This window comes from Campylobacter sp. RM9333 (assembly GCF_020137705.1).
Taxonomy (GTDB): Bacteria; Campylobacterota; Campylobacteria; order Campylobacterales; family Campylobacteraceae; genus Campylobacter_E.
Map to the genome: position 1 here is coordinate 1 of NZ_JACGAY010000008.1, position 22,252 is coordinate 22,252.

Here is a 22,252-nt window from a genome sequence, read left to right on the forward strand (position 1 = left end):
TAGTATTATACATAGTATTAATAGAATAATTAGAAATTACGATTTAGTATTAAAAGCTAGTTTTAAAACAATCATTGATATGATTAACAAAATATACCTAAGGAATGTTTTGATGAAAAGCTATTTTCAAGATTTAAGACTGGAATTTACCGAATATAACAAGATGAAATTATTACAAGATTTAATGGCTGGTGCTACGGTTGCTGCTGTTGCTCTGCCTTTAGCGCTTGCATTTGGTGTTAGTAGTGGGGCAAGTGCAGCTTCAGGACTTATTACTGCTATTTTAGCTGGGTTTGTAATATCGTTATTTGGTGGAGCTTATTATCAAATATCAGGTCCAACCGGTGCAATGGCTGCTATTTTAATTGCCATAACTACTCAATATGGACTAACAGGTGTTTTTGTGGCTACTTTGATGGCTGGATTATTATTAATTTTTGCAGGATTATTTCATTTTGGTAGAGTGATTGCATTTATTCCTATGCCTGTAATTACAGGTTTTACTTCAGGAATTGCTGTTATTATTGCTTTAGGTCAAATTGATAATTTATTAGGTGTTAAAGCTAGTGGAATTACAACTTTAGAAAAAACAATAAACTATTTTAAAATGGATTTAGATATTAATTATATTTCAGTTTTTATATGTATTTTCGTAGTAGTTTTTATGTTGGCTTATCCTAAAAAATACCAAAAATACGCTCCTGCTTCATTAATTGCATTGATAGTCGCTACATTAATAAGTATAATTTTTTCATTAGATATTCAAAGAATAGGGGTAATTCCTACTAACATAATCTTAGATGATAGGTTTGCTTTTAGTGATTTTGATATTTTGCACTTAAAAGAATTGATAACTCCTGCAATAAGTATTGCTTTATTGGGTATGATAGAGAGCTTGTTATGTGGTGCAAGTGGTGGTAGAATGGTTGGTGTTAGACTTAAATGCGATAGAGAATTAATAGCTCAAGGCTTAGGCAATATTTTAGTTCCTTTTTGCGGTGGAGTTCCTGCGACTGCTGCTATTGCTAGAACTAGCGTAGCTATTAAGTCTGGTGCTGTTACTAGGCTTACTGGTATATTTCATTCTATAATTTTATTAGTATCTATGCTTGTTTTAGCACCGATTATGAGTTTAATTCCACTTAGTGCGTTAGCTGGAATTTTATTTGTAACTGCATTTAGAATGAATGAGTGGCATACTATTAAATATTTTTTTAAAAATAGATTTAAAGGTGCTTTAGTTCAGTTTTTTGCAACTATGTTAGCAACTATTATTTTTGATTTAACAATTGCAATTTTAATAGGCGTGATTTTATCTTTAATGCTTTTAATGGTTCAGATTTCAAACTTAAAAATTAAATTTGATTATTTTGATAGTGAGAAATTTACTGATTTAAATTCTCCTTTACCACAACATATAAAACAAGCTGAAGTAATTTATATAATGGGAGCTATTATATTTTCTAATACGGATAAAATTTTAGAATTAACTAGCAGAATAAATTATAAAACAGCGATTATATTTTCTATGCGAGGGACAACTTATATGGATATTTCAGGAGCAAGTGCCTTTCTTGAAGTAATAGAAGCCATTAAAAAGCGAAAAATTCCCGTATTTATTGCAGGAGTTTCACCTGATATTAAAGAAATTATGAAAAGAAGTGGTATTGTTGAAGCTATTGGAGTAGATAATTTTTATTGGAGCGTTGAAATGACTATTAAATAGCTACTAAAACTATTTAAAAGTATTTTTCAAAATTATATTTGGCGATATTGTTTTTTTGATTTTATAAAGATTTTTGGTGCTTATATTTTGTATTGTGTTTAAAAAGAATTTAAATTATCTTCTACTCATTCTAGCAATTACGCCTAAGACTTCAGCCGTTGCTTTATATAATTCTACAGGGATTTCATCTCCTACTTCACAAATCTTATAAAGAGATCTTGCTAATTCTCTTTGTTCATATATTGGAATATCGTGTTTTTGTGCTATTTCACGGATTTTAAAAGCGATATTATCAACTCCTTTTGCTAATACCACAGGGGCTTTATGCTTTGTCCTATCATAAGCAATTGCGATTGAGTAATGAGTTGGGTTGGTAATTACCACATCAGCATTAGGGACATCTTGCATCATACGATTTCTTGCTGCTTGCATTTGAATTTGTCTGATTTTTGCCTTTACTTGCGGGTCTCCTTCCATTTGCTTGTATTCATCTTTAATCTCTTGCTTACTCATTCTAAGTCCTTTAAAATACTGAAAACGAACTATAAAAATATCAAGTATTCCAAATACTAAAAATGAGCATATAACAGCTGCAAAAAGGATTATGATTTTATCTCTTAACCACTCCATTTGTTTAATGAGTGGCAAAATTGCTAAATGGCTAAGTCCTGGCAAAAAGCTATATATAAAATACCCAACAATGCCGAAAATAACGCTAACTTTTAGAATGATTTTTACTAATTCTATTAGCTTTTTCATTGAAATTATATTTTTAATGCCCTTGATTGGATTGATTTTGCCAAAATTAGGCATTATGGGTTTGAGTGTAAAATTAAAGCCTATTTGCATAACATTTGCAATAATTCCAGCAATAGCAATTGCAATAGCAAGTGGTAATACCATTAATGTAAGCTCTAAAAGGGTTTTAATACCTATTTTATAAAGCAATTTATTATCAATTTCGCTACCTATTAAACTCTGATAATAAATGTATAAAGCCGTAATTCTTTCGTGCAGAAAATAAACCCAAAATAAAGCAAAGCCAAAACCAACGCAAAGAGTTATAAGTGCTGCTACGTCTTGACTTTTAGCGACATTTCCTTCTTTTCTGGCGTCTTCTATCTTTTTATCTGTGGGTTCTTCTGTCTTTTCTGCATCATCAGCCATAATTATTCACCAAGTCTTATAGAAAAATCAACCCAAGTAGCCTTATAAATATTTGAGCCTGAACTTACTACATCAACTCCGCTTTTAGCATATTCAACTATGGTGTTTTCGTTAATATCCCCACTAGCTTCTAAGATAACTTTAATGCCTAAACTATCTCTTAATTTTACTATATTAGCACACTCACTAGGGCTCATATTATCAAGTAAAATCGCATTTACATTAGCTTCTAAAGCAGCCTTTACTTGTTCAATTGTATCGCACTCAATTTCAATTGGAGTGTAATATGGGATTTTGCTTTTTAGCTCTTTTATAAAAGATTTTAAATCCTTTACTCCAAGCAAATGAGTATCTTTTAGCATTATACAATCATCTAAGCCTAAACGATGATTTTGCCCACCACCACAACGAATTGCGTATTTTTCAAACACTCTTAATCCAGGTCTTGTCTTTCTAGTATCAAGCAAAGCTACATTATAATCTTTTATTAAAGCTTTCATTGAAGCAACTTTTGTAGCAATCCCTGATGCGTGTTGAATAAAATTAAGTATGGTTCGCTCACTCATTAATAAAGTAGTTTTTAAGGTTTTAAATTTTGCTAAAATATCGCCTTTTTTAAAGCTCTGTCCATCTTTTATAAATAATTCATATTCAATATTTTGCATTTTACAAATCTCTTTAAAATAAGGCTCTCCCGCAAAAACTCCATCACTTTTAGCCTTAAGATTTGCTTTTATTATTTCATTATTTTCAAGTTGTGAGAATAAATCTCCCCTACCTAAATCATCATTTAATTCTTTTTTAATAAGTTCAATTTCGCTATTAATTAACATTATTTGCCTCCATTAAGTTTAAAAACTCTAAAAATGTATTGCTTAAAGCTACAACTTCACTAAAAGGCACACTTTCATTTGCTGCGTGGATTTTATCATTTACCACGCCTAATTCACAGACTAAAACGCCGTATTTTGCAAATAATCTAGCATCACTAGTGCCGCCTTTTGCGTTTAAGCTAGTATTGAAAATACCTTGATTTTCTAAGGCTTTTTTAAGAGTTTTTACAAGTATTGAATTAGCGTCTGTATAAAATGGCTCTGAACTTTGTTTGATTTCTAATTCATAATCTAAATTCTTTAAATTTTCTCTTAAAAAATCTTCTAAATCTTGCTTACTTGTAAGTGGAGAATTTCTAACATTTAGCATAATTTTAAACTCACTAGGAGTTACATTTGATGCACCAATTCCTGCACTTAAATTAGTAATTACTATTTTACTTGGCTCAAAAAACTCATTGCCTTTATCTAAATCAAATCCTGAAATTTTAGCTAAAAATGAAGCCCCTAAATGAACGGGATTTTTGCATTTTGATGGATAGGCTGCATGACCTTGAGTTCCTAATATTCTTATGTTTGCGTGAATGCTACCCCTACGACCAACTTTTATGCTATCACCGAAGTTTTTTTCGCAAGTTGGCTCGGCAACTATGCACATATTAGGCAAATCATTTCTTTTGCCTAATTCTTCTAAAACCTTGATAACTCCATCTTTACCATCGCCTTCTTCATCACTTGTTAAAACAATGCTGATTTTTCTTATATTTTTAATATTGTTTTTGCTAAATTCTTTAATTGCATATAAAAATGCTGCAACGCCACTTTTCATATCTTGAGTGCCACGCGCTATTATTAAATCATCTTTTATAGTTGGTAAAAATGGCTCACTTTCCCAGCCATTTCCACTAGGAACTACATCAATATGTCCGCAAAAACAAATATGCAAACCAACTTTGTTAAATTCCTTGCTTAAGATTTGATTTGTAGTATTATTTATAGCTAGGATTTCATTATCAAAATTAGATAAAAACTCACTTGTAATTTTATAACAATTCTTAGCATCAGGAGTAACACTAGCTTCTTTTAAAAGGTCTATAAATAATTTTTTAAGCATTTTTTTCCTTTAAATGATAAAAGTCTAAATCAATTTCTTCTTGAGTAAAAGTTGGACTTGGTTTTCCTAAATAAAATCCTTGAAACTCATCTACACCAACTTCGATACATTTTTTAAATATTTCTTCTGTACTTACAAATTCTGCAACGGTCTTAATACCTAGAGATTTTGAGAATAAAACTATAGTTTTGACTATTTTTTCACTTTTTTCATCTTTTGTAATTTTTTCTATAATACTTCCATCTATTTTAATATAATCAGGCATTAATTCTAATAAATATGAAAAATTACTAAATCCACTACCAAAATCATCTATTGCTATTTTGCAGCCTAATTCTTTTATTCTTTTTAAAAAGTCTTTTATTTTTTCATTTTGTGAAATATTTTCATCTTCTAATACTTCAATAATTAAGCGATTAGCAACCCCTGTTCTTCTTAAAAGATTTATGAATTTATTATTTTTAGCACTATCAATCATATCCCTTCCGCCAAGATTTACGCATAAAACAATGTCTTGGTTTTCAACTAAAGTTTGAACAACTTTTTCTATTATGAAATTTTCAATGATTTCGTATTGCTTCATTTTAATTGAAACTGCTAAAAAAGCACCTGGAGTGATTACATCGGTTCCTTCAGGAGTTTTTTTGACAATTCTTACTAAAGATTCAAATTTAGTAATGTTTTTATCTTTATCAAAAATAGGTTGGAAAAAAGGTAAGATTTCATCTTTTGCTATTGCACTTTGAATTGATTTTGCTGTGCTTAGTTGATGGAAATATTCTTTTTCTTCATCTATAAATTTAGAATAACAAACGAAATTCTTATTATCTCTTTTTGCTCTTTTTAGTGCAATAAATGCTTTTTTAAGTGTATTTTCATTTTCTAAACAAAGTCCCATTGTAAGTGTTAGAACTATGCTAGCTATTTGGTGATTATATTCTATTGTTAAATCTTTATTTTTAAGCTCTTGCATAAGCTCCGTTACTAATTCTTCATACCTTTGTTCATCTTCAATATTATCTTCTAAAAGCGCAAACAAATCTCCATCAAGCTTATAGACTTCTAAGTGGTTTTCATCAGCAAAATCGCTCATAATTAAAGCAATATGTTTTAATAAATCATCAGCAGTATTAGCGTCAAAATAATCATTAATTTTTTTAAACTCATCAATATCAACTAATAATAATTTTGGATTTTTCATAAGAACGATTGATTTTTCTAAACTTCTTTTATTTTTTAGTTGAGTTAGTGGGTCTATACTTGCTTCAATTTCAAGTTTTTCTATTCTTTTAGTGTATGTGCTAATACTTCTTTGATATTGTGCTGAGATATGATTTTTTTGTTTATATAAGTTATAAATTAAAATAAAAAAACAAATATTTAAAAGCACAGGTATGTAAAATTGGTAAAATCTAGAATTTGTAAGGTAAAATTGGTTATTAAAGCCATAATAAGCCCCATTAATTAATTCATAATATCTTATGTCAAATTGATTTTTATCTACTTTTATAGCTTCGTAAAAACTATTATTTTTTACTAATTCTTTAATTTCTAATTCACTTAATTTAGGACTATTATCATTTTTTGAGATAATTTTATTGTCTTGAACGATAAATTCGCTTAATATTTTAGAAGATTTAAATTCTTCTTTATTTACTAATGAATGTAAGTAGCTTTCTGTAAATAATCTAACATAATTTCTAGAATCCATAAAAAGATAAAAATTAAGTAGAACAAAAACACCAATTAATAAATATAAAATATTTTTTATTTTTTTAAAATCCTTGTTTTCCATTTTTCAACCTACAATCTTATAATTTTAGCCCCAAATCCACCAGCATTTGCAGGTGCATCACAAAAGCTTTTTATACTCCTATTAGTTTTTAAATATTCTTTCACAGCATAAGCTAAGCGACCTGTTCCAATGCCGTGATATACGATAATCTCATCAAATCCAATTATTAGTGCGTCTGAAATAAATTTATCTAATAATTCAATAGCTTCTTCGCTTCTTAATCCATGCAAATCTAATTTAGTGCTAGCATTACTTACACTTTTTTCATAAGTTACTTTGCTAGAATTTGATTTAGGAGTTTCGCCACTTCTTTTTAACATTGAAATATCAAGTTTTAATTGTAGCATATCAGTTTGCACGGTTGCTATATTTTTATTTAAAGCTATGATTTTGCCTTTAATTTTTTCGTATTTTACAAAATCTCCTATTTTAAATTCTTCTCTTTTAACGCTTTCTGGTTTTATTTGCTGCTTTAATACATTTGCTGCATTAATTTGTCTTTGTTTGTCTTTTAAATCAGAAAAATCAAGAGTTTTTTTAGCCGCATTTATTGCTTTAAAATATTCATTTTCTAGTTCATTTTTGCGTTTTTTGTATTCTTCAATTAATTTATTTTCTTTATCTTTTAGGCTTTCTAGGAGATTGTTTAATTTATTTTCTTTTTTTTCGTTGTTTGCAATTAGCATTTTAAGTTTTGCATCAAGTTCTAGGTTTTTATTTAGCATTTCATTTATATTTTGCTCAGCTTCGCTAGAGCTTTTTCTAGCAAGTTCAACCAAACTAGCACTTATTCCATATCTTAAAGCTGTTTCGTATGCGTATGATTTGCCTACAATTCCCGCTAAAAACTCATATTTAGGACGTTCATTTTTAATATCATATAAAGCTGCTAATAATTCTACTTTATCTTCTTTAGCAAGTAGCATTGCTAAGCGTTTGTGATGGGTTGTGATTATTAGTTTTCCGTGTTTTTTCAGCTCACAAATTAGGGTAAAAAATAATGAACTCGCTTCTTCAAAATCAGTTCCTAGCTCAATCTCATCAACCCCTAATAAGAAATTTTTCTTACCATTCATTTTAGCAAATGCTAACATTCTTCCTGCAAAAGTAGAAATATCATTTTTAGCCATTTGCGGGTCTTCAATAATGCTTATATATTCTTTAAAAGTGCTTATGTGAGATTTGTTTGCATTAATTCTCATAGGAACTAGGTATTTTGTCATAAAACTAGCAGCTAAAATGCTTTTAAGTAGCATTGATTTTCCACCCGCATTTACACCTGTTATTAATAAAACTTGCTCTTTAAACTCTACGCTAACAGGTTTTGGATTATTTAAAGCGGGGTGGCAAAACTCACTTAAGATAATTTTATCATCATTACTTGGAGTTATGAAGTTTAAATCCTTCTTTTTAGCAAAATTAACCCTTGCAATATAGCTATCTATTAAATCAAATTCTTTATTTATGAACTTTAAAAATAATAAATGCTTAGATAAAATTTCACTAAATTGTTTTGCGTATTCAAATCTTTTAGCATCGGCTTCATTTTCTAATCTTTTTATGCCTTGTTTGTAGTTTAAAATACTGCTAGGTTCTACATAAAATCCACCACCACTACTTCTTGCAACAATACTAGCATCAAGCACTTTAGCAAATCCGCCCCTAACTAATAAGCATTCAGTATTTGATATAAAATGTATTTGAGTATCTATTAAATAGCTTTCAAGTGATTTTGAGTTTAATAGGCTTCTTAGATTTTGATTTATGCTTTGGTTTAATTCTTTGATTTTGATTTTTATACTTTGTAAAAGCTCATCTTTTTCTTCATCAAATACATCATCTTTAAAATATTTTAATATATTTTCAATTTCATTAGGAATTATGATTTTTTCAAGGTATTTTTTAAAAGAATTTGAAAACGGAATTTGAAATAAGTATTTAAAATAATTTAAAATCTTTACAAATTCTTCTATCTCATCAAGGTGTAAAATGCCTTTTTTGCTAAGATGATTTAGTGCTTTGCTTAAATCTTTTACGCTTTTTAATTCTTTTAATTCATATTCGCATAATTCATTAATTCTTGCTAGGTGTAAATTAGTATCCCCTTCAATAAATAAAGGTTTATTTCTAGCAAATAAAGCAAATAATTCATCTAAATATTCAACTAAATCAAGGTTTTTAATAATTTGTAGCATCAAAAAACTCTTTTATCGTATTTAGCATAATTTTAGGTTCATTAATTTTATTTACTTCATTTCTAAATTCACTCGCATTTGCTAAGCCTTTTGAATATTCGTGCAAGTGTTTTCTAAACAATGAACAAGCATAATCTTTGTATAAATCACACATAAATTCAAAATGCGTAAGTATGATTTCGCTTTTATTAATTTCATTAAATTTACCCTTAATTTGAGAAAAAATCCAAGGATTTCCAACAGCATTTCTTCCTATCATAAGCCCATCAGCATTGGTTTGTTCTAATACCATTTGATGATTTTCATAAGATATATCGCCGTTTGCAATTATTTTGGTTTTTGCTAAAGATTTTGCTAGTTTTATAGCATTATAATCTACCTTAGCACTATACATTCCTGCTCTAGTTCTTCCGTGAATACTTATAAAATCTAGTTCTAATTCGTTTAAAGCATTTATTATTTTTTCTATTTCGCACTCATTAAAACCAAGTCTTATTTTAACACTTGTTGTGCCTACTTTATTATTGGTTTTTATAATATCTAGGAGTGATTTTAGATTATCTAAGTCTTTAAGTAGTGCTGAACCTGCATTTTGCTTAATAACTTTATTTACAGGACAGCCACAATTAAAATCAATCCCGTGAATGTTTTCTTCTTTATTTATAATCTCAACTGCTTTTTTTATAATTTCTTTATTTGAGCCTGCGATTTGAGCTATGAAAGGTCTTTCGCTTTTATCTTTTTCTAACATAGTTAAAGATTTTTCACTCTCATAAACAAGAGCGTTTGAACTAATCATTTCGCTAATTGTTACATCACAATCAAATCTTTTAACAAGTCTTCTAAAGGCAAGATCACTAAGACCTGCCATCGGTGCTAGAAATAAGGGCTTAGAATTAGCAAATAAGTTTATCAACATCGTAAGTTTTACCTTGTTCTTTTAAAAATACAATTAATTTAAAATCTTCTAAATCAGCTTCGCTACCATAAATTTCTTCTATTAATTCATCAAATAGCGCAAGTTTTGCAAGTATATATAAATACGCTCTAAATGCGTTATCTTTTTCATTTTTTAGTTTTAAAAATATTGCTTTTAGGCTATTTGGCTCAATTTTTGCAAATAATTCTTTTGCAAAATCTAAATATTCGCTTTCTTCAAAATTATCATTAAAAATTAAAACTTCTAATTCAGCATTGCTAAGACTTAAATCATCATTAGCAAATCTATTTAAAAGGATTTTAATATCTTCTTTGCTTTTTTGAATTTTTAGTGTTTTAATATTTGCATAAATGCCGTTTAAAATTAGATTATTGTAAGCACTTAGGCTGATTTCATCTTGAATTTCTTCTTGATTTTTTAGTAAGTTATAAGCGTAATTTAAATCATTTTTAGCTTTATTTGCTTCGTTTTTTAAATAAATTGTATTGTCTTTAGATAGTTTAAATGGTTTTAAATCACAGATTTCTCCATTTTCAACCATTGCTTTTATAGCTATTGCATTATTTAATTTATCAGCACTTGTTCCTGCTTGATTGTAATAAAGTGATTTTACTAATTCACTAGCGTCTTGAATTTCTTTTGTTTTAAATTTGTAAATATTTTTTCTATCTAGAACTAAATCTTCTAAAAACATTTCAAATTTTTTACCATCTTTAATAAGTCTTTTTGTTGAAAAATGAAAAGAAATAAATGAAAAATAAAAATAAAGTAATGCAAATATAACATATATAACAAGTGGCATACAAACCCAAGTAAAGCTATCAAATTCAAATGTTTTTTGAAAATTGAAAATTCCTAAATTAATTACTCTTGTAGAGTTAAATAAATCATTAAAAAATACAACAATAATAAGTCCAATTAACATTAAATATAAAATAGAATAAATTAAAAAATTTCTAATTTTCATAACAATCCTTTACTTATGATAAGGGTGATTTGAATTTATACAAAAACCCCTATAAATTTGTTCTAACAATACAATCCTTGCAATTTCATGTGAAAATGTAAGTTTTGAAAAACTCAATACATAATCACATTCATTTAAAAACTCATCATTAAATCCAAAAGCTCCACCTACAAAAAAATTAATCTCATTTTTATCTTGCAATAACTTAGCAAATTCAATACTATCAATGCTCTTGCCCCTTTCACTTAAAGCTATGCTAAAAGTTTTTTTATAAGGCATATAAGCTTTTGCATATTCTATTCTAGCTTCATTTGAGCCCAAATCTTGTGCTTTTGCGATTTGTTTTGAAAATACATTATTTAGATTAAGTTTTGAAAATTGATTTATTAATTTTATAAATCTATTTTCAAATTCGCTTAATTTTTCTAATTTTTTTTGAATAAAATAAATATTTATATTCATTTAAAATATCGTAAAAAATCACTTAAAAATTCACGCTGATTAGCTCTTGGAACAATAGAATCAATAAGTCCATGCTCTAATAAAAACTCAGCACTTTGAAATCCTTCAGGTAAATCAGCTCCTATAGTTTGCTTAATAACTCTAGCACCAGCAAAGCCAATTTGTGCCATAGGTTCAGCAATTACAATATCTCCAAGCCAAGCAAAAGACGCTGATACTCCACCAAAAGTAGGGTTAGTTAAAATTGATATGTAAGGAAGTCTTTCTCTAGCAAGTAATTTTAATGCAGCTGATGTTTTAGCCATTTGCATAAGTGAATATGTGCTCTCTTGCATTCTAGCACCACCACTTGCGCTAATTATTATAAGTCCTTCTTTTTTTTGCATAGCGCGTTGAACTGCACGAACGATTTTTTCGCCTTCAACACTTCCTAGCGAACCACCCATAAAAGAAAAATCAAATACACATAATTGAACGCCAATTCCACCGATTTTGCATTCTCCTGAAATTACCGCACTTGTTCTGCCTGTTTTTTCTTCGCTTTCGTTTAAGCGTTTTTTATAGCTTTTTGAATCTACGAATTTTAATGGGTCATTAGCTCTTAAAGTTTTATCATATTCAATAAAACTTCCTTCATCAACTAGCATTTCTATTCTTTCATTAGGGCTTATTTTCATATGTAAGCCACACTTAGGGCATACATTAAAGCAACTTGCAACTTCTTTATAATACATTAAAGCATGACAATTATCACATTTTACCCAGTGATTTGGTGCTTCATTTGGCTTTGATTGTGTTCTTCTAATTTTAAAAATATCTGCAAAACTCATTCTTATCTCCTAAAATTGACTTCCTATGCTAAATTCAAATGTATTTGTTTTATCCCCTGATTTTTTATCAATAGGTTTTGAGAATACAAACACTAATGGTCCCATTGGTGTGCTCCAATCAAGACTAATTCCTGCACTTTGTCTTTTAATCTCATTTAATTTTTTTTCGCCTATCATACCATAATCATAAAAAATTGAACCACGAAGTTTTAATTTATTAATTAATGGGAAATTGATTTCTACACTAGAATTAAGTGAAATCGCTCCACCTTTATCATAAGGATAAGCAATTACTCCGTTTCCTAATTTATCTACTTTAGTGTGAGTGTTTGTATCATAATATCCAATACCCCTTGGAGTTATGCTATCACTTTCATATCCTCTAACACTTCTTAAACCACCAAGATATAATCTTGAGTTAATTGGTGTATCTTTATAATTAAATAATTTATTAAATGATGTTCTAAATCTAAAAATTAAATCGGTGTCAAAATCTTCTTTTAAACCTTTATAATATTTAAAATCAAAGGCAAATTTTTTATATTTTTGGTCTCCACCAAGCCCTGCATAAGTAAATGCTGCTCTACTATAAATACCACTTCTTGGTAAGTAAAAATCATCAGTATTATCAAAATATAAATATGGAGTTATAGCTGATTTTCTTGATTTGCCTAATTTTTCACCACTTGCAATCATTTCAATAGTTGCTTTTCTTAAATCACTTTGCTCGTAATTATAAATAGCTCCAATTCCCCAAAATCTAGCTAATTCTCTACCAATGCTAAGTTCTAAACCATTATTGTATTCTTCGTAAGTATCCCAATCTCTTTTGTAGCTATATATATCAAAGCCTGTTGAGTATTTAGAATCAAATATCCTAGGATTGTTTAAAAAGATTTTGCCAGTTACATCTTTATCTGATTTTTCTAAATTAATCCCACCATACATTCCGCTACCTAAGATATTCCTATCGCTAACAGACGCGTTAATTAAGAATCCATCAGATGTGCTATAACCAACACCACCAGTAATTGAGCCTGTTGATTTTTCTTTTACATCTACTAATAAATCAATATCTCCCGTAAAGCTTGGTTTTGGAGTGATATTTACTTCTTCAAAATAACCGGTTTTTCTAAGTGCTATAATGCTATCATTTAAATCTGTTTTGTTAAATTGCATTCCTTCGGTTAAGAATAATTCTCTTCTTACTACTTTATCTAAAGATTTATCATTGCCTTTAATTATTACTTTACCAATATTGTATTTATTTCCTAGATTAACTCTAAAATAAATTCTTACAACTCCATCAGCATCATTTTTAGCAATATCAGGATAAACCTCTGCTAAAGCATATCCTTTATCTTGGAATTTGGTTTTAATTAATTCTATATCAGAACGAATTTTTTCTGAATTAATATATTTTCCTTTTTTACTTCTTAAATCACTTAAGTTAAATTTCACTTCATTTTCTAGTGGGTTTTCTATTGTGATTTCTTCTATTTTATAGCGTTTGCCTTCGCTTATATAATAGGTTAATTCTGCTTTGTAAGTTTGCATATTAGCTTCTAAATAAGGATTTGATACATTAGCATCAAGATAGCCTTTTTTCATATATTCATCTTTAATTCTAGCAGGGTCGTTTGGTAGTTCGGTTGAGTATAATTTACCATCATTAAATCCCCAAAACCAACCTAATAGTTCTTTTTCTTTATTTGCTATTACAGGGTCAAAATCACTATAGTCTAATTTTTTAGCACCTATTAAATTAACTTTTTTAATTGTTATGATTTCGCCTCTATTTATGTTGAAATTTAATACAACAGCATTATTTTCAAGCTCTTGAGTATCAACTTCAACTACACTATCATAAAATCCACGAGATTGGTAGTATAGAATTATTTTTTCTTTTGCTTCTTCTATTTTTCTATCATTATAAGCTTCGCCTTTTTTAATACTTAAAAACGATTCTATTTGCTTTTTATCATTACTTGAAGTTCCTTTGATATTTACTTTTGCAATGAATTGTTTTTCTACAACATTAAATATTAGCTTTCCATTATTTTCATCAACATAAATATCATCAAAATATCCATAAGAAAAAAGGTTTTTAACCGCATCATTTATCTTATATATATTAACTTCATCATTAATTTTTAAATCCACAGCCTTTAAGGCTTGTTCTTTTGACAAGTGATATAAGCCTTTAAATTCAATATCACTTATTGTATTTGCATAAATCAAAGAACTAATAGCACTTACATATATAATTTTTTTCATATTTAACCTGATTTTTTGATTTTGAAGAAAGAATAATAATAAAAGAAAGTTAATATTAAGTTTGTAAAAAAAGCCCTAAAAATAGGGCTTTTCGGCTTAAATATAGCCTTGGTCTATCATAGCATCTGCAACTTTTTTAAAGCCTGCAATATTTGCTCCTGCTAATAAATTGTGTTCAAATCCAAATTCTTTAGCAGTATTTGCAGTTCTAGCGTAAATATCTTTCATAATCTTATGTAATTTTTCATCAACTTCGTTAAATGTCCAAGAAGTCATATTTGCATTTTGTTGCATTTCAAGCGCACTTGTAGCTACACCACCAGCATTTGCTGCTTTTGCTGGTGCATAATATATTTTGTTTTCTAAAATAAATTTTTGTGCATCAAGTGTGCAAGGCATATTAGCACCTTCAGCGATTAATTTACAGCCATTTTTATATAAGTTTTTCGCATCTATTAAGCTAAGTTCGTTTTGTGTTGCACAAGGGAAAGCATAATCACAAGGAATACTCCAAATTCCGTTTGTTCCTTTTTCATAATTTACTTTAGATACAAAAACTGCACCTTTTTTGCGGTTAGCATAATCACTTACACGAAGTCTTAAGTTTTCTTTAATTTCTTTTAAAAGGTCTAAGTCAATTCCATCTTTATCATAAACATAGCCATCGCTATCGCTTACTGCAACAACTTTTGCTCCGTATTCATAAAGTTTTTCAATAGTATAAATAGCCACATTTCCACTACCTGAAACTACGCAAGTTTTTCCTTCAAAGCCTTCACCTTTTTCTTTTAGCAATTCTTTTGAGAAATAAACCGTTCCATATCCTGTAGCTTCTTTTCTAACTAATGAACCGCCCCAGCTAATTTTTTTACCTGTTAAAGTTCCATCAAATTTAGAAGTAATTTTTTTATAAGCTCCAAACATATATCCAAGCTCTCTAGCACCAACGCCAATATCTCCAGCAGGAACATCGGTTGAATAGCCTATGTGTTTGCTAAGTTCGCTCATAAATGCTTGGCAAAATCTCATTATTTCAGCATCGCTTTTGCCTTTAGGGTCAAAATTAGCCCCACCTTTACCGCCGCCTATATAAAGTCCTGTTAAAGAGTTTTTAAAGATTTGCTCAAATGCTAAGAATTTTAAAATGTCAAGATTTACCGTAGGGTGAAATCTTAAACCACCTTTATAAGGTCCAAGAGCACTAGAAAATTGAACTCTGTAGCCAAAATGTGTTTGAGCTTTACCGCTATCATCAATATATACAACTCTAAAAATAATTGTTCTTTCTGGCATTACTAGTCTTTGTAATACTGCGTGTTGTTCGTATTGCTTGTTGCTTTCTAGTAATGGTGTAACTGATTTTAAAACTTCAGTTGCACATTGTAAGAATATAGGTTGTCTAGATGAATAAGTTTTGATTAATTCAAGTGTTTCATTTACATAAGATTTTGCACTCATTTTTTCTCCTTTAAAAATAAAAAAAATATTATACAAAAAAAATTAAATTTATGATAAAAATTTTTGAAGAAAAATGTATGAAAAAAAATAATAAAAATTTGTGATTAATTTTTAGGAATTTAAAATGATTTAAATTCCTAAAAGTTTTAAACTATTGGTATGAATAATTGATAATTATCATCTAGTATTTCGTAAAGTTTTGAAAAATCATTAGATAAATATTTTAAAGTATTCGTTTTGATTATATGCTTTTCAAATCCTAAACAATGTATTATGTATGGATTAAATTTTAGCTCTAATAATGGGTTTTTGCTTTTGTATTCTACTAATTCTAAATTCTTATTAAAAAATTGTGATTGCATATTTATATGCTCTATTAAATCATCACTTACAGGATTTGCATTATCAAAATACATCATTTTTGCATTTAAATTAAGTATTAAAGAAATATCTAATAAAGTAGATGTCAAATTCTCCACTCTAAGAGAGCCTGAACCTATGCAAGCTATAGTATTTAGCTTTGCAAAATCTATTGTTCCTATTTTTAAAACAGGCATAGAACTATCATAAAAAGTTGCTATATTTTTTTTAAAAATTTCTTTACTTGTAATAAATAGTCCAGAATACATATTACAAAACTCTAAAACTACATTATTTACCGATATATCTTCATATTTAATATGGACTATTATTGTCTTTCTTTTAAGTTTCTTTAATTTTTCTAGGTCTTTATTTATTGTAGGATTTACTACATAAAAAATTAGTCTTGAACTATTAGATTTAGCGTGTAATAAAAGTGCTGTATTTATTAAATTATCTATATTTTCATCAATTTTCATATCAATTACAACGCAAATACTATCTCCATAAGGGCTAGGAAATTGTCCTACCTGACCTTTAATCCTTGAAAACATTAGATTTAAAATATTTGGATCACCTACTAAAACTAGCTCATCATTTGCTAGAATTTGAGTATCGGGTTTTGGTAAAATTATTTCATTATCTCTATAAATTAATGCGATTTTATAAAATTCTTGCGCAATTGCATTTATATGTTTGTTTGCATAAATTGAGCCAACAGGAACAAATACTTGCATAATCTCGCCAATTCCAAGCCCAATATCTCTTGCTATCATTGGCATATTTGGCAAAATATCTATCAAATGATTTGTAGTCATTTCTTCTTGATTAATAAGAGTGCAAAAGCTATCATTTTCGTATTCTTTATTGTTTGATAACACTACAATTCTTACTCTTTTATCAATAAATCTTATAGCATCATAAGCAAGCCTTGTATCTAAATCATTATCAAATAATAAATATACAAGTTCAAGATTATTATTTACATAATTTTTAAGTCTTGCAGCATTTGTAGGGTCAATTTTAATATGAGTAAAACTATGCTTAAAATTAATATCATCTTGGCAAACGATTATATATTCTTTTGTGCTATCCTTAAACTTTGCAAGTTCTTTTAAGAAGTGATTTGCAACACAAACCTTAGCTAAAACTAATATTTTTTTCATAACAACTCCATTTTATAAAGGAAAATTATAATGAAATTTGATTTATATTCAACAGATAATAATGCTAGGCTTGGTAAAGTAAGCACAGCTCACGGGGAATTTAATACTCCTTGTTTTATGCCAGTAGGAACTCAAGGCTGCGTAAAAGCCCTAGATGCAACTGATATGCAAAGTCTAGGAGCAAAAATAATCCTAGCAAATACTTATCATACTTATTTAAGACCAGGTGCTGATTTGATAGCTAGACACGGCGGGCTACATAATTTTACTAAATTTAATGGAAGCTTTCTAACTGATAGTGGTGGATTTCAAGCTTTTTCACTAAGTAAAAATACAAAACATAGTGATGATGGAATTACTTTTAAAAGCCACATTGATGGGAGCTTACATCATTTTACACCTGCAAGTGTTTTAAAAACGGAGTATTTATTAAATAGTGATATTTGTATGGTTTTAGATGATTTATGTGCTTTACCTGCTAGTGAAGAAAGGATTAAAGCAAGTCTTAAACGCACTATTTATTGGGCTAAACTCTCGCTTGAGATGAAAAAAGAATTTCAAAATACAGATGAAATTACCTTGCTTCAAAAATATTCAAAAGAGCTTTATAAAAGCGAGTTTAAAAAGCTTTATACAAATGAATTAAAAAGAGAGCAAAATATCTTTGCTATCGTTCAAGGTGGGACTAATCATACGCTAAGAAGTGAGTGTTTAAAAGGTATTTTAGATGCTGAAAATGAATATTATTTTGATGGACTTGCAATTGGTGGGTTAAGCGTTGGAGAGCCAAATGAATTAATGTATGAAACGGTAGAAAAACTAGCCCCACAAATGCCACAAAATCGCCCAAGATATTTAATGGGGGTTGGAACTCCGCTTGATTTGGTAGAAAATGTCGCTCGTGGGGTTGATATGTTTGATTGTGTTATGCCTACTAGAAATGCTAGAAATGGCACATTATTTACAAGTTTTGGCAAAATAAATATAAAGGCTAGTTTTATGAAAGATGATAATGAGCCAATTGATAAAAACTGCTCTTGTTATACTTGTAGAAATTACAGCCGTGCTTATGTTCATCATTTGTTTAAAGCTGGAGAGATTACATTTTTTCGCTTAGCAAGTCTTCATAATTTGCATTATTATTTAAATTTAATGAGTGAGATTAGAGAAAATATAGCTAATAAAACTTTTGCTAATTTTTATAAGAATTTTAAAGAGATTTATAAATAATATTAGTTTAAATACTAATATTATTTAAGCTAAACTTAGAAAGTCTTTATTGAGCTTTCTAATTTTTCCTTGAAAATTTACGCTAATTAAATTGCCTTCAATGGCAAGTATTTTTCCACTACCAAATAATTTATGATTTACTGCATTTCCTACTTTAAATTCATTAGTAGAATTATTTATAGTAGCATTGCTAGTATTTTTATACATAATTTCATTTACAAAAATACTTGGATTTGTATAATCATATTGTAAATAGAATTTATGTTTTGCCCTTGTCATCGCCACATAAGCTAATCTTCGCTCTTCTTCAATATCAAAAATACCCATAAAAGTGCAAGGCATTTTGCCACCATCACAATCAATTAAAAATACATATTCAAATTCTAATCCTTTACTAGCGTGAATGGTCATAAGATTAATTGCGTTATTATTTTCTTTTATTATTTGTTCTTGTAAGATGATTTTATTTAAAAAATTAGTAAGCTTAGCAATATCGGCATTAAAGCCGCATTCTCTTTTGATAATATCAAAAAATACCGAGCAGTTTTCAGCTCTTGATTTTGGATTATCAAATAAATTATGAACTTCAAGAGAAGCTAATTTATTTAAAAATAAAGCGAATTTATCTTGAGTTGTAGTATAAAGCTCTATAAATTCTTTAATTTCAATATTTTTAAAACTATCTAAATTATCTTTTAAACTTTCAAATAAAGATGGTTTTTTAGATAAATTCTCTAATTTTTCTAAGGCTTTTTCACCAAATTTTCTTTTAGGCATATTGATGATTTTTTTAAAGGCCAAGTTATCATTAAAATCCACATAAAGTCTTAAATAATTTATAAGTAATTTAATTTCCGCTCTTTCAAAAAACGGAACAGAACCAATAACTTTATAAGGTATATTCTCGCTAATTAATCTAGGCTCAATGAAATTTCCGCTCATATTCATTCTATATAAAACACAGATTTCATTGTGCTTTACGCCTTTTTCTATAAGACTTTTAATCTCGTAAATTACTTCATAATAATTTTCTAATTTAGTAATATCTATATCAAATTCATTATTTGTAAATAGCTCTTTTCCATATCTTGTTTTATTGTTTGCTATTAAGCTATTTGCGTGATTTAATATGGTTTTTGTGCTTCTATAATTTTCTTCTAATTTAATGATTTTTGCGTCTTGAAAATCATCAGAAAATCCTAATATATTTTGTATTCTTGCGTGGCGAAATGAGTAAATACTTTGATCATCATCTCCAACTACAACGATATTTTGATGAGCTTTACATAATAATTTTAATAATTTTAATTGAGCTAAATTAGTATCTTGATACTCATCTACCATTATGTATGAATATTGATTGCTAATTTTTGTAGCTGTTGTTGGATTGTTTTTTAAAATATCGTGTGGCAGAATTATTAAATCATCAAAATCTATTAAATTATTGTATTCTAAAGCTTTTTCATAATCTAAATATATTTCGTGATTTTCATTTTCTAATTCAAATTCTAAGGTATTTTTAACCCTATCTATATAAGCCATAGCTTCGTTGGTTTTATTTCTTAAAAACTCTTTTTCATCTTTTAAGATTTCTTTATCTTTTTTATCCTTACTTAAAAAATTTATATCAGTTTTTCTAATTTTTTCTAAAACAAATTCTTTAATCATAGCCTTTTTATCATCAGTATCAATTAGTCTATAATTTTTTCTTCTTCTTCCATCTAATAATTCTATATATTCGCTTAAAAACTCCATTCCAAAGCTATGAAATGTGCTTAAAATTGGTAAATTATTACTATAGCCTATTTCATTTAGCATTTTTATAGCTCTTTCTTTCATTGAAGCTGCGGCTTTATTTGTAAATGTAAGACTTAAAATTGATTCAGGGCTAATTCCAACTTCACTTATTAAATAGACTAATCTGCTAATCATTGTTTGAGTTTTGCCAGTTCCAGCACCAGCTAAGATTAATAAACTTCCATCTACAAATGTAGCGGCTTGTTTTTGAGCAGGATTTAGTCTATCTAAATAATTCATTCGCAAAATTCCTTAACCATTTTAGCAATTTCATTAATTCCTAATTGCCAAAACTCATCACTATTTAAATCAAGTCCAAAAAGTCCTACCAATTCAGCCGGAGAGCGACTTCCACCACTTGCTAAAAATTCTGTATAAAGCTCTACGAAATTAGCACATTTTCCACTCTTATAAAGTCCAAATAATGCTAAAACTAATAATTGTGCGTAAGAATACGCGTAGCAGTAAAACGGCGAATGGATAAAATGTGGGATATAGCTAAACCAATATTTGTATTTTTTGCGTAATTTTACGCTACTACCAAACATTTTTTGCCCTTCAGCTAGCCATAAGTCGCAAAACTCATCAACACTTAATTCACCTTCGTGATTATGTAGAGCGATTTCGTAATTTGTAAAATTAATTTGTCTAAAAAATGTTGCGAATATATCTTCAATTTTACTTGCTAAAAGTGCTTTTTTATCCTTAGGGCTAAGCGTATCTTTAATAGCGTCATAAACTAGCATTTCAGCAAAAACACTAGCAGTTTCAGCTGTAGTTAGCGGAGTATTTGCATTAAAATACCCTAGATTTTCTCCTGCTAGACTTTGATGGATTAAATGCCCTAATTCGTGTGCTAAAGTGAATAAATCTCTTCTATTATTTGTATGATTTAGCATTACAAATGGTTGAGGATTTATGCCATAGCTAAATGCTCCACTACGCTTATTTTTAGCAGGATATACATCAAGAGCTTTATTATCAAGTGCTTTTTGCATAAGTTCAGCAAATTTTGGGCTAAATTTATTAAAAGTATCTTTTACAACTTTACAAGATTTCTCAAAATCCCAATCATTGCTAATATCATCATAAAGTGGAGCGTATCTATCATAGTCTTTTAATTCTTTAAGACCTAGAATTTCACGCTTTTTATTGTAATAATTTTCTACTAAATGATAATTATTTTCGGCTGCTTTTATTAGGCTTTTTACACTTTCATCTTCAATTTGATTGCTCAAATTCCTTGCTTGCATAGGATTTTCATAGCCCCTTAGCTCACATTCACTTAAGTGATTATTTTTAATCATATTAAAAATAAAGCATAGAGTTTTTATATTTTTCTTAAGTCCTTTTGTAAGTGCATCGGCTGCTCTTTTTCTTAAAGCTCTATCAGGGCTATAAAGCTTGCTTAATAGTTCTTCTTCGCTGATTTTTTTTAAATCAAGTTTAAAGGTAATATTACTTAAGTATTCATCAAATAATCTTGAAAATGCTTCTTTACCATTTATATTCATTTTCATAAATACTTGCTCGTTGCTTTTGCTTAATTGATATTTTTTAGCTTTTAGCCAATTATTTAGCATATATGAATATTTTTTACAATTATTTGCAATTTCTTGTGCGTTTTCTAATTCGCAAAACTCAATTTCAAAAAACACCAATTTACTTTCAATATTAGTGCAAATTGTGCTTATTTCTTGTAAAAATGCTCCATTTGCACTATCTTTTGCAAAATGTAAATACGCATAAGCTCCAGCACGGCTTAACTCATTATAAATGTTTTCTAATTTTGAAATTATATTTTCAAATTCTTTTTCATTTTTTAAATTATTTTCGTATTTTAAAGCAAAATCGTTTGCTTGATTTTCTAAATCTTTTAAAATTTTATATAATTCTTCTTTGTTTTTATAAATTATGCTTAAATCCCATTCCATT

16 protein-coding genes are annotated in these 22,252 nt (G+C 28.3%); 2 read left to right on the top strand and 14 right to left on the bottom strand.

Features of this window, described 5'->3' with window-relative positions; all coding sequences use genetic code 11:
- Positions 1-1,726, top strand: a 1,726-nt coding sequence (locus AVBRAN9333_RS04245; protein WP_336609492.1) for a SulP family inorganic anion transporter, incomplete at its 5' end; no start/stop codon positions are given.
- A 114-nt stretch (positions 1,727-1,840) separates the two neighbouring features.
- On the opposite strand, the gene flhB is transcribed toward AVBRAN9333_RS04245, so the two are convergent.
- The 12 genes from flhB to AVBRAN9333_RS04305 all read right to left on the bottom strand — a co-directional run bounded on the left by flhB (position 1,841) and on the right by AVBRAN9333_RS04305 (position 17,290).
- Positions 1,841-2,896 (bottom strand): flagellar biosynthesis protein FlhB, encoded by a 1,056-nt coding sequence (gene flhB, locus AVBRAN9333_RS04250; protein ID WP_214117411.1) that lies wholly within the window; start codon positions 2,894-2,896, stop codon positions 1,841-1,843.
- The gene (gene nadC, locus AVBRAN9333_RS04255) at positions 2,896-3,726 is read right to left on the bottom strand and encodes a carboxylating nicotinate-nucleotide diphosphorylase (protein WP_239803008.1); all 831 of its coding nucleotides are present in this window, start codon (positions 3,724-3,726) and stop codon (positions 2,896-2,898) included. The genes flhB and nadC overlap by 1 nt, the downstream gene beginning before the upstream one ends.
- On the bottom strand, positions 3,716-4,840 hold the full coding sequence (gene dapE / locus AVBRAN9333_RS04260; protein ID WP_239803007.1) for a succinyl-diaminopimelate desuccinylase: 1,125 nt from the start codon (positions 4,838-4,840) through the stop codon (positions 3,716-3,718). Before dapE ends, nadC begins: the two co-directional genes overlap by 11 nt.
- The gene (locus tag AVBRAN9333_RS04265; RefSeq protein ID WP_336609493.1) at positions 4,833-6,551 is read right to left on the bottom strand and encodes an EAL domain-containing protein; all 1,719 of its coding nucleotides are present in this window, start codon (positions 6,549-6,551) and stop codon (positions 4,833-4,835) included. The genes dapE and AVBRAN9333_RS04265 overlap by 8 nt, the downstream gene beginning before the upstream one ends.
- A 92-nt stretch (positions 6,552-6,643) precedes the next feature.
- Positions 6,644-8,830, bottom strand: coding sequence for an endonuclease MutS2 (locus AVBRAN9333_RS04270; RefSeq protein ID WP_239803005.1), 2,187 nt, complete (start codon positions 8,828-8,830; stop codon positions 6,644-6,646).
- Positions 8,814-9,749 (bottom strand): tRNA dihydrouridine synthase, encoded by a 936-nt coding sequence (locus AVBRAN9333_RS04275; protein WP_214117402.1) that lies wholly within the window; start codon positions 9,747-9,749, stop codon positions 8,814-8,816. The genes AVBRAN9333_RS04270 and AVBRAN9333_RS04275 overlap by 17 nt, the downstream gene beginning before the upstream one ends.
- Positions 9,727-10,737 (bottom strand): hypothetical protein, encoded by a 1,011-nt coding sequence (locus AVBRAN9333_RS04280; protein ID WP_336609494.1) that lies wholly within the window; start codon positions 10,735-10,737, stop codon positions 9,727-9,729. The genes AVBRAN9333_RS04275 and AVBRAN9333_RS04280 overlap by 23 nt, the downstream gene beginning before the upstream one ends.
- A 9-nt stretch (positions 10,738-10,746) precedes the next feature.
- Positions 10,747-11,199 carry a 23S rRNA (pseudouridine(1915)-N(3))-methyltransferase RlmH gene (locus AVBRAN9333_RS04285; protein WP_214117400.1) on the bottom strand — a complete coding sequence of 151 codons (453 nt, stop codon included), beginning with the start codon at positions 11,197-11,199 and terminating at the stop codon, positions 10,747-10,749.
- Positions 11,196-12,029, bottom strand: a complete 834-nt coding sequence (gene accD, locus AVBRAN9333_RS04290; RefSeq protein WP_214117399.1) for an acetyl-CoA carboxylase, carboxyltransferase subunit beta — start codon at positions 12,027-12,029, stop codon at positions 11,196-11,198. The genes AVBRAN9333_RS04285 and accD overlap by 4 nt, the downstream gene beginning before the upstream one ends.
- 9 nt (positions 12,030-12,038) lie before the next feature.
- Positions 12,039-14,306 (bottom strand): outer membrane protein assembly factor BamA, encoded by a 2,268-nt coding sequence (gene bamA / locus AVBRAN9333_RS04295; RefSeq protein WP_336609495.1) that lies wholly within the window; start codon positions 14,304-14,306, stop codon positions 12,039-12,041.
- Between the two features lie 96 nt (positions 14,307-14,402).
- Positions 14,403-15,764, bottom strand: coding sequence for an NADP-specific glutamate dehydrogenase (gene gdhA / locus AVBRAN9333_RS04300; protein WP_214117397.1), 1,362 nt, complete (start codon positions 15,762-15,764; stop codon positions 14,403-14,405).
- A 146-nt stretch (positions 15,765-15,910) separates the two neighbouring features.
- On the bottom strand, positions 15,911-17,290 hold the full coding sequence (locus AVBRAN9333_RS04305; RefSeq protein WP_214117396.1) for a TrkA C-terminal domain-containing protein: 1,380 nt from the start codon (positions 17,288-17,290) through the stop codon (positions 15,911-15,913).
- Positions 17,291-17,320: 30 nt separating this feature from the next.
- Between AVBRAN9333_RS04305 and AVBRAN9333_RS04310 the strand changes: the two genes are divergently transcribed.
- Positions 17,321-18,520 (top strand): tRNA guanosine(34) transglycosylase Tgt, encoded by a 1,200-nt coding sequence (locus AVBRAN9333_RS04310; protein WP_214120062.1) that lies wholly within the window; start codon positions 17,321-17,323, stop codon positions 18,518-18,520.
- 24 nt (positions 18,521-18,544) lie between these two features.
- On the opposite strand, the gene AVBRAN9333_RS04315 is transcribed toward AVBRAN9333_RS04310, so the two are convergent.
- Positions 18,545-20,557, bottom strand: coding sequence for an ATP-dependent helicase (locus tag AVBRAN9333_RS04315; protein ID WP_336609496.1), 2,013 nt, complete (start codon positions 20,555-20,557; stop codon positions 18,545-18,547).
- Positions 20,554-22,251: a M3 family oligoendopeptidase gene (locus AVBRAN9333_RS04320; RefSeq protein ID WP_336609497.1), complete on the bottom strand. Its 1,698-nt coding sequence runs from the start codon at positions 22,249-22,251 to the stop codon at positions 20,554-20,556. Before AVBRAN9333_RS04320 ends, AVBRAN9333_RS04315 begins: the two co-directional genes overlap by 4 nt.
- Position 22,252 lies beyond the last annotated feature (1 nt).